The following is a 14,703-nucleotide window of genomic DNA, read 5'->3' as shown; positions in this document are numbered from 1 at the left end:
TAATTATTTACTAGGTGAGTGATTTAATACCCACTTCCACCACTGCCCAAAAGAACTGACAGTATTTAAACGACGAACACCAGGCGCATGGGCGGCGGCGAGTCCATCAACAGCAACCAATGCGGAGTACTGCAAACCAAGGAAACTATCAACAGCAGCATAAGGGCCACCCAAAGTAATTGCCCCAGCCGCATACATTTGACCTTTGCCATTCCGCATTTCTGGTAATTCAAAATTATTAGCCACAACCAAGCGTCCCAAATAATTCAGAGGCAAGTTGTAATGTTTAACAAGATCCTCAAGTAAAGGGCTGGCTTCCACCTTGGCATCAAGCCCGGTAGCATCAACAATGAAGTCAGATGCTAATTTCATTTCTCCCAAGCCTTTTTCTTGGATATGGGTGATAGTGCGGTTTTGAGTATCCCGTTCCACACCCATCACTTCACCGAAAGTAATTTGATACCAACCTTCACTTAAACCTTGTTCCGTAATGCGCTGCCAATCGTGACGGTCCGCAGTAGTAGTACCGCCCCAATCAGCTAGCAAACGCTGGCGTTCATCAGGATTCGCTTGTTCTAACATAACGCGGAGTTCCCCGCCCCAACAAGCTTTCGGCCAGTTAAACGGCTGCAATTCGTAATGATTTTTGACGGAACGCTGGGATTTTTGAAATTTGTTGCCTTGGGGTTTAGGCGATCGCATCAAATGCAAAACTGTAATTTGACGATTTTGTTTTCTCGCTTCATAAATTCGCTGGACAATGCGCGAAGCCACAATTCCCCTTCCTCGAATTAATACTGTTCCACCTTGTCGTTCCAGTTGCTGATAAACGTGGTCGTGTGCTTCATAAGCATTCACCACTGACTTAAAATCTTGATATTTTTCTCTATAAGCTTGCAAATCTGGGAGAAACTGAATTGCTGGATACCCAGTAGCTAAATGTAAATAACGACTAACTAAAAAAGCATAATTTCCCGGCCCGCGAGAATAGGCTACACAATATCTGCCATCATCTGTTTTACGAATTGCCCTGACTCGCCCATAACGATAAATTTGATTCCAGCCAATGCGCTTCACTTCCCTATCTATAGAATCAAAGACATTAGCCGCGCGGGGTGTATAAGTTTCTGCGAAAGTTGGTTCAGCGAACACTTGCCATAAATACTGGAATGCTGATTTTAACTTGCTTTGAGTCACGTCACGCCATGCTTCCCGCAAAGCATAACTAGGCCAACCCCAAATATTATCAGGACAAGAATCGGAATTAGATCTCAATCTTTCATATAAGGGAATTTGCGAATTCAGACATAGACGCTTATAACGTGCATATGGTTCTGCTTCTAATCCCAACGCGACAATTTTGCTGGCATCTACACCACTAATCCTCAGTAAATCGACCCAAATGAAACTCCCCAGCCCAGCCCCCACGGCCAGATAATCGCATTCATCCACTGGTAAACCGGTCGCGTGGAGTGCTTGCACCGCAACATATTCTGCTTGAAACGCAGGTGGCGGAAAATTACTTCCCAAGGGCGTTAGCGGCTGTACAAGTGGCAAGCCAGGGTCAGGGACATTGGTATTAGGGTTAAATTGAATCGTTGACGGCGGACTGGTAACTTGGGTGGTGGCGTTGACATTAACCATCACCGTCATCATGTAGGGGCCAATTTGCAATGTATCGCCATTAGTTAAAACACTACGCGTTTGTTTATGGCCATTGACAAACACCCCATTAACACTGCCTTGGTCAATGACTACTAGCTGATTTTGTTCCCAATCAATTAGGGCATGATAGCGAGATACTTCATTACTATTAAGCAGCATCCTAGCCACACGCTGTCCCTGAAATTCAACAGGTAACCGGGCAAATTCACGACCAAAAGCTATAGGCACACTCAACCTTGGTTCTCGCCTTTCCCCTGTAGCTGGATCTTCCCAACTTAATTGAATTTGTGGATTAGTCATCTTCTCCATCTTTCTAATGATTAGGTGCTACCAACACACTAGCTGCGGCAGCTAAAGATGTCCCACACCAAGGACAGCCAATTTGCAGATTCTCTGCTGGGGAAACTTTGTGACATTTGGGACACTCTAGCCCATAAACACCTTGGGGGGGAACTAGTTGATGGTGATGATGTCTTGGTTGTACGGGTAATTGCTGGGGGTGGGAGTGGGTTACTTGTGGTTGTGGCGGTATCAAAATTGTTGCCGGAATATGGGAGATAGCAACTTTGGTAACTTGGAGTTGCGCTTGACCTAAATAGATAATACTGCCTTCGTGTAAAGGCATTTCACCCTGGACTAATTGCTGTCCATCCACAAGGGGGGGATTAGGCGATCGCAAATTTCTGATATAAAAGCGTTGTTGCTGGTGGTGAAAAAATATTTCCACATGTAAACCAGATACAGTCGGGTTACTCAGAACAATGTCACACCGCAGTGGATCACGACCGATGCGGACAGTGCTAGGATTTTTACTGGGTTGTTGTTCATAAATGTTTTGAATTTTATCTTGGCCTGCATCATGCCACTGTAAAGTTAGTGCATTCATTGTTCTAACTTGGGTAACTCGTATTTATTTAATTACTTCAATTTTTATCTGTGCGATTCCTAACACGATTGAGTAGGAGCAAGCAAGTATTTAGGACAAACTTCAACAAAATGATATGGAAACTATTTGCTTGATCTCGCAGATGCCAATTTATCAGCAACACGTGTGGTTTCTGGTAGGCGATATTTTGGTGTGCAACGTAATACATAGTCAATTGCTGTAGGTAAACTGATTTTATGCCCTATGGAGACATATACAGGCTTGACTCCTTGACGTGTTCTTAAAACTGCGCCAATAATTTCACCTCTATGTTTCAGAGGTTGCCAATTACCTTTAATGTCTGGCAATTCTTCATGCTTGCCAATTAACAATGATTTTGCGACACCGATTGTCGGCATATCTAAGATCACCCCTAAATGGCTAGCGATGCCAAGTCTGCGGGGATGGGCGATTCCTTGACCATCACACAAAATAATATCTGGTGTGATTTTAATCTTTTCTAGTGCATCGAGGACTGCCGGGATTTCCCGAAATGAAAGGAAACCGGGAATATAGGGAAACGAAGTCGGACGGTACGCTAACGTCGTCTCTACGACTTGCAAATCAGGAAAACTCAGCACCGCCACTGCTGCACGGCTAATAGTGCCATTGGACTCAAAACCCATATCCACACCAGCAACATACTGAACTGGTTGTGGAAGTTGATCTAATGGAATTACCTGATATCGCAAATTTTCTTGGATGGCTATAGCTTCCTCTAGGTTGAGAGGCCAAGTATGATGTTGATGAATTTTCATATTTAAACTGGGAATTAAAAGCTGTATTTTTCCGCAATCTTGATTGGTAACTGTGTATCTACCGATGACATTAATTTTTAAATTTTTGTAGCTTTTAGAAAATAGCGATTCGTTTGTGTATCCATAATTAACGAAAATATCATTTTATTTAGGTGCAAAATATATGCGTAACATTAGCAGTACTACTGAGAATAATCTTCAGTATGGATTTTATATTGCTGGAGGCATATTTATCTTAATTCTGGCATTTATGATTCGTCCTTTTGCCATTGTTAATGCTGGTGAACGGGGTGTAGTGATGCAGTTTGGCAAGGTTCAAGATAAGATATTAGATGAAGGACTACATCCTATTATGCCAATTGTCACATCAGTTAAAAGACTCAATGTTCGTGTTCAGCAAAATACTTTTAAATCTGATGCAGCTTCTAAAGACCTCCAGACAATAACTACAGAATTGGCAGTAAATTGGCATCTTGACCCGCTAAAGGTAAATAAAATATTTCAACAAGTTGGAGATGAAAAATTAATTATTGATGGTATTATTACTCCTGCGGTATCAGAAGTTCTTAAAGCGGCTACTGCTAAAAATACAGCCGAAGAAGTCATTACTAAAAGGACGGAATTAAAACAAGAAATTGATAATCATCTGAAAAATCGTTTAGCAAATTATGGCATTATTATAGATGATGTTTCTTTAGTAAATTTTGCTTTTTCGCCAGAGTTTAGTAGAGCCATTGAATCTAAACAAATAGCTGAACAAGAAGCTAAACAGGCAGAATTTATTGCTCAAAAAGCAACTCAAGAAGCTCAAGCAGAAGTTAATCGTGCTAAAGGTCAAGCGGAAGCGCAAAGATTACAGAGGCTAACTTTAACGCCAGATTTATTGCAAAAGCAAGCCATAGAAAAATGGGATGGACGTTTTCCCACAGTTATGGGTGGTAATAGTTCAATCCCATTGATTAATATTAATCCTGGTAGTTTAGCAGGTGGAGAGAAGAAACAATAATTTTTAGTATTGATTACCCATGAATAATTTTGCACCAAACCCTTTCTACATTTGAGAGAGGGTTTTGATGCAACTAAATATATCCAGGACTTACGTAACCAACCACGTATTTTCATCATTGCGACCCTAGGGAAGCAATCTCAAAGCCTTGATTTTCGTAGCGAGTGGGTAAATTCTAATATCTCACAAAAATCTGTGTTTACTCAATCGTCCCAACTTCTTTGAGATAAACTCGAGTGAATGGTTCGTCTACTCCTAAGGTGTAATCTTCAATCAACCCCTGACGACGGATAGAAATGTTGTGATCTTTCTTAATCACAACTGTAGACCCATCAATCATATTCCGCATTAACATCATTTCTGTTTCTGTGGGATTATCTAAAACTACCATGTTGCTATTCTGGTAAAACATCCCCTGCTCTTCTAAAGTGGTGTCATCGTATTCCACAATCAACAAATCAACCTGGGGATTACGTAGCAAATTTTGCACATTGCTGTTGTAGTCTTGGCGGAATGATTTTTGCGACCGATTGACGAAAACTGCATCGTGGCAAACAGCGCCTATTGTCCAGTCAGGATGGTGGGACAGAATATGGTCTATGGTTTCTTGGAGTTCTCCGACTGAAATTTTGTTAAAGGTGATAATGGGAATTTTGGTATTGATACCCGATGTAAAAAAGGTTTCTAAAATATGGGAAGGCACATCAACACTATCACCCACACAAGGGTTCAGATGCATCAAAATTCCCGGTGCGGCGTTGATTTCTATAATGGCAAAGTTCCCAGATTTCCAAGATTCCGCCAGATTTTCAGCAATGACATCAATGCCAAGACAAGTCAATCGGAAGTGTTGGGCAATATCTTGAGCCAAGATAATATTGTCATCATGAATTATCGAAGTAGCATCAATGCTAATTCCTCCCGCCGAAAGATTGGCAACTTTGCGAAGATAAACAGTTCGTCCTTTCTTAATTACACTGTCTAATGACAAACCTTGTTCTTCTAAGTACAGTTCCATTGCCTCATCGCACTGTATTTTAGACATGGGCGAAGTGGGTGTATCTAAGCGTGCTGATGTGCGATTTTCTTCGCGGATTAACTCTTGAATGGTTAAGTAACCATCTCCAACCACTGATGCGGGACGACGTTCGGTGGCGGCTACAAATCTACCGTTGACACACAACAACCGAAAATCCTGGCCGGAAATGCTTTTTTCGACGATTATCCGCGCTGGCTGGTCTTCAGGAATTGCTGCTAATGCTCTACCATAAGCTGATTCTAGTTCTTTGGAATCTTGCACACCAGCCGTTACACCAATTCCTTTGTGACCAACTACAGGCTTGACTGCTACTGGGTAACGAATTTCTCTGGCTACTGCTAAGGCTTCCTTTTCTGACCAGACAATATCTCCTTTGGGGATTGGTAAACCCAAAGTTTTCAAGAAGGTTTTGCAATCATCTTTGCGGGTGGTGAAATCTGAATCTAAATGACTATCACACTCAAAGGTCGTTGCTACACCACGAACTTGTTTCTTACCATAGCCATATTGCATTAGTCCTTCTTCCCACAGATAAAAAGTGGGAATACCTTTTTCGTAGGCTGTTCGCAATAAGGCGTAAACTGTGGGGCCACCGTAAACAGATTGGCGGAATTGCCTTTGAAGACGCAATAATTCTTCATCAAAGAAAAAGTCTTTATCTTGAGTTATGGCTTCAAACCAATCCCAGACAAAGTAAACCACTGCTCTAGTGGTGCGTTCATGCAACGATTGAACACTGATGCGCCAGTAATTTGCACCTGGCTTGATACTCCAGCGGTGAGAGTGTAAATTCATGTCCAACTTACTCACTTCTGACACTACTTGAGCAAATAGATGGGCATGGGATGCGTATGTTTGTTTGCTCAGATGCGGGTAGCGATCGCCTATGCTGGAAATATAATCTTCAATGGGTAGGGTTTTTCTATTCTCAATTAGCGCCCAATCAAATACCAGCGCCCCTGTATCTAAATAAGGGTTAGGCCCGACGTAATGCTTGAAATTGAAAATATCGAATACATCACTTTTTCTAGCATTAACGCGTACTAAAACACTACTTGTTCCTTGCGTCATTGATGATAAACCTTTAGCTAAACACCCTGATTATAGAATTTAATCTCAATTTTTTTAGGCTTGTAAATTGTTAGTTAATTTAATGCAAACGATTAATTTATTTAAAAGTTTAGCTATAACTCACCTAGCATACACTTTATGGCTACGCGGTTTCAACCGCTACCCAATTTACCAAGAGCTACTCTAACTCATAAATTTATAAATATCTATCTGGCAATAGTCATAAATCACTAAAAAATATATCCTTTGGAGGGTGAAATCTGCTGACTAAATAAATAAACTATTGAAAATTAGGTTTATAAAAAAAAATTCAGTCATGAATAGCACACAGGCCACTCTTAGGGATGAAGTTCGTCAACTAGCTGAGGAAGCCTTCCACCTTAAGCTAATTTCTGGTCATGGAGATGGGCCAAATATTGATGAATACCAAATTGTCTATCAGGGTAAACCTAGACATATCTCACTAGAGCAAGCACGTTTTTTCTTAATGAACTTGCTGTACAGAAAAGGTATTAGTTAAACTTCCCTTAAATAAGTCATAACTTTATGCATTCAAGCCAGTCCTTAAGGTAAGGACAAAAATAAATTGACCGATAATGACAGGGTGTATTGCTAGACAATGCACCATCTTCATTTTCAGGAATTTTATTCTTTATTTATCGAATTTTGGCTAACAAAAAGTAGTTTATTTATCAACAAAAACTACTTAATAAATCTTTCCATCTTACAGACTCGATTGTATCTGCCAAATGGATGATTTTACGGATCTAATTGTCATGCTTTAGTTATATTAATTAACTGATATCAGGAGTCAAAATCATGGACGATACAAGCAAAAGACAGCTAGTAATTATTGGGGGAGCTGAAGATAAAGAAAAAGATTGCGTGATTTTGCGGGATTTTGTACGGCGCTCAGGAGGTATCAAGTCGAAGATTGTAATTATGACTGCGGCTACAGAGCTACCAAGAGATGTCGGAGAGAACTACATTAGAGTATTCGAAGGACTAGGAGCCGAAGAAGCTCGCATCATTGACACAGAAACCCGTGAGGATGCATCATCATCTACAGCTTTACAGGCGATCGCTCAAGCTACAGGGATATTTTTTACTGGAGGAGACCAATCTAGAATCACCAGTATTCTCAAAGATACAGAAATAGATACAGCTATTCACAAACGCTTCTCTGAAGGGGTAGTTATTGCCGGGACTAGTGCAGGTGCTGCGGTAATGCCAGATAAAATGATTGTAGAAGGTGATTCCCAGACCAACGCCAGAATTGAAGTCGTAGAAATGGGGCCAGGTTTGGGGTTTCTTCCAGGAGTAGTTATCGATCAGCATTTTTCTCAGCGTGGACGCATAGGACGCTTAATGGCAGCATTAATCCAAGAACCTGCTGTGTTAGGATTTGGCATTGATGAGAATACCGCTATGGTAGTGACTGACCACCAAGTAGAAATCATTGGAGAAGGTTCAGTCACAATTGTCGATGAATCAGAATCTACACATAACAATATGGATGAGATTTTGAAAGATGAGCCATTGGCGATTTTTGGAGCGAAACTGCATATATTACCCCACGGCTATAAATTCGATCTCAAAACCCGCCAGCCAATTCTCGATCAAAATCCTATGGCGAATATCGCCCCACCACTAGCTGTCAGTAATTCGTAGTAGCCGCCCAAGGCTTGTTACGCACTAACCCAGCTATACCCACAAGGCTCTACATAATCTAAGAAACTTACTTTTTTAGGGTGTTTTATGCTTTAGACTAACGCACTATCCCAGATTTTTGGTGCGGTAGAACTAGTATACATAACGCACCCTTGTATTTTTATAGGTCTTTTTTGACTGTCATACCATCTCAGCATTAAGTAAAGATTAACTTTTTATGATGCAATACCAAATTTTGTATAACAGATAACTTTTTAATAGTAAAATATCGCACTAATATCACAACTTAAAGATTAATCTTGTCAGCCTTTGATGATTTGGCTGATTCATACAAACACAAATTTATCAAGATATGAGTAGAAAAATTAACAGACGCAAGTTTTTAATTTACAGTTCTGCAACTATCGGTAGCAGCATTTTGTTAAAGGCTTGTACAAATGACACCCCAACCGCCATAAACAGTCCAGGGGGTGCTTCTACAACCGCCACAGCTGGTGACACTATCAAAGTAGGCATTTTGCACTCCCTCAGCGGCACAATGGCCATTAGTGAAAGAAGTGTTGTTGATGCTGAAAGATTAGCAATTAAAGAAATTAACACGGCTGGTGGTGTCTTAGGTAAACAAATTGAAGCGATTACTGAAGATGGCGCTTCTAACTGGGATACCTTTAGAGAAAAAGCTACCAAGTTAATTGATCAAGATCAGACTGCTGTCATTTTTGGTTGTTGGACTTCTGCTAGTCGCAAGAATGTGAAGCCAGTATTTGAGAGCAAAGATCATATGCTCTGGTATCCAGTACAGTATGAAGGTCAAGAATGTTCTAAAAACATTTTCTATACTGGTGCGGCGCCAAATCAACAAATTGAACCATCTGTTGACTGGATGTTAAAAAATAAAGGCAAAGAATTCTTTTTAGTTGGTTCCGATTATGTTTTTCCCCGCACTGCTAACACCATTATTAAAGCTCAACTAGAGGCATTAGGTGGTAAAACAGTTGGGGAGGATTATTTACCATTAGGTAACGTCGAAGTTACACCAATTATTTCCAAAATTCGGCAAAATTTACCCAATGGCGGCGTAATTTACAACACCCTCAATGGTGATAGTAATGTTGCATTTTTCAAACAATTGCGGGGTGCTGGATTAACACCAGATAAATATCCTTCGATGTCGGTAAGTATTGCAGAAGAAGAAGTTAAAGCTATTGGTGTTGAGTATCTCCAAGGTCATTATGCTGCTTGGAACTACTTTCAAACAGTAGACACACCTGCTAACAAAAAGTTTGTAGAAGCTTTCAAAAACGAGTATGGTGCAGAGCGGGTAATTAATGACCCAATGGAAGCAGGATACATTGCAGTCTATTTGTGGAAACAAGCAGTAGAAAAAGCCGGGACAACTGATTTAGATAAGGTGCGCGCTGCGGCCTACGGTCAAACGATAGATGCGCCGGAAGGTAAAGTGACGATGGGCGCTAATCATCACATTTCTAAAATTGTGAGAATTGGTCAAGTCCGAGGAGATGGTTTATTTGATATTGTCTACGCTACTCCTGCACCAGTTGAGCCTGTTCCTTGGAATCAATTTGTGAATGAAACTAAGGGATTTAGTTGTGATTGGTCAGATCCAGCTAAAGGTGGTAGGTATAAACAGGTTTAATTCGTAATTCGTAATTCGTAATTAGGATTACGAGTTACTGGTTTGAATGCATATTTGTGGGGGATTAATAGGTGTTGATAGGGTTTTTGGAAGCGGTATTTAATGGGATTAGTATTGGGTCAGTATTGTTAATTGCTGCCTTGGGACTAGCCATTATTTTTGGGTTGATGGGCGTCATTAATATGGCGCATGGTGAATTGATGATGTTTGGTGCTTATGCAACTTTTGTGGTGCAAAATGTTTGCAAACAGTTCGGCGGAGTGTGGTTTGAATTTTATATATTTTTAGCTTTGATTATTGCTTTTCTATTCACTGCTGTAGTGGGGTTGATTTTAGAAAGAGGTGTAATTCGTTATCTCTATGGGCGACCTTTAGAAACTTTATTAGCCACTTGGGGTGTGAGTTTAATTTTTCAACAGTTTGTCCGCAGTGTAAATTGGTTGTTGGTAATTGGGATTGCTGTATTTTGTTTATTATTTTTTGGAGGTTTACGGATTTTAAATTCTCGCCCAAATTTGGGGAGGGTGCGTAATTGGGTTATAGCAATAATATTATTTTTATCTCTAGGGATAACAATCACTACGGGAAATTTATTAGGCACACAACAAACACTAACTCAACCTTGGTTTGGCGCTCAAAATGTAGATGTCACGGCTCCTACTTGGTTGCAAGAGGGGCTATCTTTGGGTGGGGTTCAATTGCCGTTTGCTCGGTTATTTATTATTGCTTTGACAATAATTTGTGTCGCCGGAATTTATTTATTTTTACAGCGTTCTAATTGGGGCTTAAGGATTCGTGCTGTAACCCAAAATCGGAGTATGAGTGCTTGTTTAGGAATCCCTACTCAAAAAGTTGATGCTATCACTTTTGCTCTGGGTTCGGGGTTAGCTGGTGTAGCTGGTTGCGCCATTAGTTTACTCGGTTCGGTAGGGCCAAATACTGGACAAAATTACATTATCGATACCTTTATGGTAGTGGTTGTCGGTGGTGTGGGTAATTTGGCAGGTACTATTGTCGCGGCTTTAGGAATTGGTACGGCGAATTTTTTAATTGGTTCTGGGACTCTGGCTTTTTTGTTGTCTCCGATTCAGCCTTTAGCAGATGTTTTCAATTTCTTTGCGACAACTAGTATGGCAAAGGTGATGGTGTTTGCACTAATTATCGCGTTTTTACAGTGGAAGCCTGGGGGGATTTTTCCTCAGAAGGGTCGTACTGTTGATGTTTGAACCACGGAGACACAGAGGACGCAGAGAATGAGGAAGAAAGGAGGATGGTTAATTTTAATTGAGGTTGGGGTGGTGGTGGCGATCGCACTGATCCTGATTTTGATGATGCCATTTGTGCTGTCAGAGTTTCGCTTGAATTTGTTGGGGCGGTTTTTATCGCTGGCTATTGTGGCTTTGGGTCTGGATTTGATTTGGGGTTACACCGGATTGTTGAGTTTGGGACATGGGATTTTCTTTGGTTTGGGTGGGTATGCGATCGCTATGTACCTGAAACTGCAAGTTCCCTCTGGTGAATTACCTGATTTTATGGGGTTGTACGGTGTTACGGAACTACCTTGGTTTTGGCAACCTTTTTATTCGTTTCCTGTAGCGACGGTTGCTGTGGTGGTGATTCCCGGTTTATTTGCAGGATTATTGGGTTATTTAGTATTTCGCAATCGCATCAAAGGTGTGTACTTTTCCATACTCACTCAAGCCGCAGTGATTATATTTTTCAACTTTTTTAACGGTCAACAACAACTCTTCAACGGTACAAACGGACTTACAAGTTTTAGAACTTTGTTAGCAGCAGATATTAATGATAGTAATACGCAATTCATTTTTTACAGTTTGACAGTAGTATTTCTCGCCGCCACCTACGGAATTTGTCGCTGGTTAACAAGTGGACGCTTTGGCAGATTATTAATAGCCATTCGTGATGATGAAAGCCGAGTGAGATTTTCCGGTTATAACCCTACAGAGTTTAAGGTTTTGGTGTTTGCAGTTTCCGGTGCGATCGCAGGTGTTGCAGGGGCATTTTATACCCTCCAAAGTGGTTCTGTATCACCCAGATCAATGGACATTGCTTTTTCTATTGAAATGGTAATTTGGGTAGCAGTGGGGGGACGCGCTACATTAACTGGGGCAATTGTCGGCACTTTATTAGTCAATTACGCCCGCACCTTTTTAAGCGAACAATTTGCCGAAATCTGGTTATTTTTCCAGGGCGCACTCTTTTTAATTGTTGTGACAGTCCTACCTGACGGCATCATGGGATGGTTGCAAAGTCAAAAAATGTCTTTTTTCCACCGCCGTCAACAAATTGCCACATATCCCACCTTGGAAGAAGATCCCGAAGTGCAACATGAAAGCCAAAATTTTAGAAACTGAAAACGTCACTGTCAGCTTTGATGGTTTTAAAGCGATAAACCAACTTAACTTCAGCATGGATGTGGGAGAATTGCGGGTAGTAATTGGCCCCAACGGTGCAGGCAAAACCACATTTTTGGATGTGATTACAGGCAAAGTACAACCAACAGTTGGCAGAGTTTTATTCAAAGGCAAAAATCTACGTTCCTTATCAGAACATCAAATTGCCCGGTTAGGAATTGGGCGAAAATTCCAAACACCCAGGATTTACTTAAACTTAACTCCCCGGGAAAATTTAGAAATTACCAGCAACCGCCATAAAAACGTTTTTTCAACTTTATTTAAAGCTTCTCAACCTGCCGAAAAAAATAATATTAAAGGATTATTAGAAACAGTCGGCTTAACACCCAAAGCAGACATCCCCGCAGCCTTACTATCCCACGGCGAAAAGCAGAGATTGGAAATTGGTATGTTAGTCGCCCAGTCCCCCGACCTACTACTAGTAGATGAACCAGTAGCCGGATTAACAGACGAAGAAACCTACAACATCGGCGAACTCCTACTAACACTAGCCCAAAATCATTCAATTTTAGTAATAGAACACGACATGGAATTTGTCCGCCAAATTGCCCGCCAAGTCACAGTCCTCCATGAAGGTTCAGTACTGTGTGAAGGCAACTTTTCCGAAATCCAAAACGACCCCCGCGTCATCGAAGTATATCTAGGACAACAGGAATAGATGAAAAAAAATCTCTTTTTAACTCTCTGCGCCTTTGCGTCTCTGCGTGAGTAAATCAACCACCATTCCACACAACGATAATGCTAAAAATTGCCAACCTCAACGTCTACTACGGTGAAAGCCATATTCTGCGAAACGTAGACTTAAGCGTTCCACCAGGACAAATGATCTGCCTAATTGGACGCAACGGCGTAGGTAAAACCACCCTACTCAAAACAATCATGGGCTTACTCTCCCCTCGTAGTGGCACAATTAACCTAGCTGGCGAATTAATTAACAAAAAAACTCCCGACCAAAGGGCAAAAATGGGAATTGGTTATGTTCCCCAAGGAAGAGAAATCATCCCCCGTTTATCAGTCAAAGAAAACCTACTACTAGGCTTAGAAGCCAGACGCAAACCCAGCAAAAAACCAGAAATTCCCCCAGAAATTTTTGATTTATTTCCCGTCCTCAAAACAATGTTGTCCCGTAGAGGTGGCGATTTAAGTGGAGGACAACAACAACAACTAGCGATCGCCCGTGCTTTAATGGGACAACCCCAATTACTCGTCTTAGATGAACCCACCGAAGGTATTCAACCCTCAATCATCTTGGAAATTGAAGCCGCAGTGCGTCGCATTGTCGAAACCACAGGTATTTCTGTTTTATTAGTAGAACAACATTTACACTTTGTCCGTCAAGCCGATTACTATTACGCTATGCAAAAAGGTGGTATTGTCGCCTCTGGTTCCACTGACGAACTCAGCCAGGATGTGATTCAAAAGTTCTTGGCTGTTTAGTGGTAACGATTATTCTTCATGACGGTGAAATCTTATTCCTAAAAAAATGTCATAAACAAATTCAAAAAAGTCTTTTTTATTTAATAAACCAGATGTTTGAGGACTTCCCTTTTCATCTAACAGTGGCTTCATCATATAGTAAGCAGGCTGGTAATTATACCAAGGAATAGAAGGCCACAAATGATGTATTAAATGGTAATTCTGTCCCAAAATCAGGATATTCAGCAGTTTACCAGGATAAACGCGGGCATTTTTCCAGCGATCGCGCTCCACAAAAGGACGATGTGGTAAATAATCAAAAAATAATCCCAAGGTTATCCCCACCAAAAACGCTGGGATAAACCAAAAATTGAGAACATAGCCTAAAAAGTGATATTGAACGGAAATATAAACAATAGAAATCACAATTAAGCGGCTGATGAACCATTCGAGTAATTCATATTTACGCCAAAGTTGCCGCTGAAAGAAAAATACTTCATGGTACAAAAAACGTACAGCAATCAACCATAACGGCCCACCTGTAGACACATAATGATCTGGATCATCTTTTGGGTGGTTCACATGGGAATGATGCTGTAAATGTACCCGCGTAAACACGGGAAAGGCAAAAGCTAAAATCAAAGCGCTGCCATGACCTAACATGGCATTAATCATGCGGTTACGATGGGCAGATTGATGACAAGCATCATGAATCACTGTACCAGAACAATGCAAAGCCAAAGTGTTGATGCTAAAGCACAGCCAGTCGGGCCATTGCCATAGCCAGTAACCACAATTAGAAAACACCAGCATGGCTACCGCTGACAAAAACAGCACCATTGTGGGATTGAAATCACCAGGAGGCGCTAAAAATTCCTTCGGCGGGACTTTCAGTGACTTCTGTGCCTCCAATGTGAGCATTCTTAACTCCTTACTTCATTAATCATTACGAATATACGATAAAGATGAGGGAATAATAAACTTTTGTAAGCTTTTGTTTAGCAAGATTTATTTTCATTCTTGCTGATTGGTAGATGAATAGCGCTATGATTCCAGACGA

Annotated in this window: 13 protein-coding genes; 8 read left to right on the top strand and 5 right to left on the bottom strand. The window is 40.9% G+C overall.

The window, feature by feature from the left end; translation table 11 throughout:
- Nucleotides 1–3: 3 nt before the first annotated feature.
- From ACM0OT_RS05105 to nfi, 3 genes are all read right to left on the bottom strand, one after another.
- Entirely contained in the window at nt 4–1,965 is a 1,962-nt protein-coding gene (locus ACM0OT_RS05105) for an FHA domain-containing protein (RefSeq protein ID WP_414563276.1), read from the bottom strand.
- Nucleotides 1,966–1,978: 13 nt separating this feature from the next.
- Nucleotides 1,979–2,551, bottom strand: coding sequence for an FHA domain-containing protein (locus ACM0OT_RS05100; protein WP_414563275.1), 573 nt, complete (start codon nt 2,549–2,551; stop codon nt 1,979–1,981).
- Nucleotides 2,552–2,673: 122 nt separating this feature from the next.
- Complete coding sequence (gene nfi / locus ACM0OT_RS05095; RefSeq protein ID WP_414563273.1) at nt 2,674–3,348, bottom strand: deoxyribonuclease V; 675 nt, start codon at nt 3,346–3,348, stop codon at nt 2,674–2,676.
- A gap of 163 nt (nt 3,349–3,511) precedes the next feature.
- Here nfi and ACM0OT_RS05090 point away from each other — a divergent pair, with 163 nt between their 5' ends.
- Nucleotides 3,512–4,354: a prohibitin family protein gene (locus ACM0OT_RS05090; RefSeq protein ID WP_414563272.1), complete on the top strand. Its 843-nt coding sequence runs from the start codon at nt 3,512–3,514 to the stop codon at nt 4,352–4,354.
- Between the two features lie 199 nt (nt 4,355–4,553).
- Here ACM0OT_RS05090 and ACM0OT_RS05085 read toward each other — a convergent pair whose 3' ends face one another.
- Complete coding sequence (locus tag ACM0OT_RS05085) at nt 4,554–6,464, bottom strand: cyanophycin synthetase (RefSeq protein ID WP_414563270.1); 1,911 nt, start codon at nt 6,462–6,464, stop codon at nt 4,554–4,556.
- Between the two features lie 316 nt (nt 6,465–6,780).
- On the opposite strand from ACM0OT_RS05085, the gene ACM0OT_RS05080 reads away from it, so the two are divergent.
- The 7 genes from ACM0OT_RS05080 to urtE all read left to right on the top strand — a co-directional run bounded on the left by ACM0OT_RS05080 (nt 6,781) and on the right by urtE (nt 13,664).
- The gene (locus ACM0OT_RS05080; RefSeq protein ID WP_414563268.1) at nt 6,781–6,984 is read left to right on the top strand and encodes a hypothetical protein; all 204 of its coding nucleotides are present in this window, start codon (nt 6,781–6,783) and stop codon (nt 6,982–6,984) included.
- Between the two features lie 299 nt (nt 6,985–7,283).
- Nucleotides 7,284–8,135: a cyanophycinase gene (locus tag ACM0OT_RS05075; protein ID WP_414563266.1), complete on the top strand. Its 852-nt coding sequence runs from the start codon at nt 7,284–7,286 to the stop codon at nt 8,133–8,135.
- A 352-nt stretch (nt 8,136–8,487) separates the two neighbouring features.
- On the top strand, nt 8,488–9,792 hold the full coding sequence (gene urtA / locus ACM0OT_RS05070) for an urea ABC transporter substrate-binding protein (RefSeq protein ID WP_414563264.1): 1,305 nt from the start codon (nt 8,488–8,490) through the stop codon (nt 9,790–9,792).
- Nucleotides 9,793–9,863: 71 nt separating this feature from the next.
- Nucleotides 9,864–11,018, top strand: a complete 1,155-nt coding sequence (gene urtB / locus ACM0OT_RS05065; RefSeq protein ID WP_414563262.1) for an urea ABC transporter permease subunit UrtB — start codon at nt 9,864–9,866, stop codon at nt 11,016–11,018.
- Between the two features lie 27 nt (nt 11,019–11,045).
- Nucleotides 11,046–12,167 (top strand): urea ABC transporter permease subunit UrtC, encoded by a 1,122-nt coding sequence (urtC, locus tag ACM0OT_RS05060; protein WP_414563260.1) that lies wholly within the window; start codon nt 11,046–11,048, stop codon nt 12,165–12,167.
- Entirely contained in the window at nt 12,142–12,885 is a 744-nt protein-coding gene (gene urtD, locus ACM0OT_RS05055) for an urea ABC transporter ATP-binding protein UrtD (protein WP_414563259.1), read from the top strand. Before urtC ends, urtD begins: the two co-directional genes overlap by 26 nt.
- 80 nt (nt 12,886–12,965) lie before the next feature.
- Nucleotides 12,966–13,664 carry an urea ABC transporter ATP-binding subunit UrtE gene (gene urtE, locus ACM0OT_RS05050; RefSeq protein ID WP_414563257.1) on the top strand — a complete coding sequence of 233 codons (699 nt, stop codon included), beginning with the start codon at nt 12,966–12,968 and terminating at the stop codon, nt 13,662–13,664.
- Nucleotides 13,665–13,673: 9 nt separating this feature from the next.
- Here the strand turns inward: urtE and crtR are convergent, their stop codons facing one another.
- Nucleotides 13,674–14,564 (bottom strand): beta-carotene hydroxylase, encoded by an 891-nt coding sequence (gene crtR, locus ACM0OT_RS05045; RefSeq protein WP_414563255.1) that lies wholly within the window; start codon nt 14,562–14,564, stop codon nt 13,674–13,676.
- Nucleotides 14,565–14,703: the final 139 nt, after the last annotated feature.

Source organism: Anabaena sp. CCY 9613, from assembly GCF_963920895.1.
Lineage (GTDB): Bacteria > Cyanobacteriota > Cyanobacteriia > Cyanobacteriales > Nostocaceae > Cyanocohniella.
The sequence above is the reverse complement of the archived record's forward strand: the minus strand, read 5'-3'. Positions and strand labels throughout refer to the sequence as shown.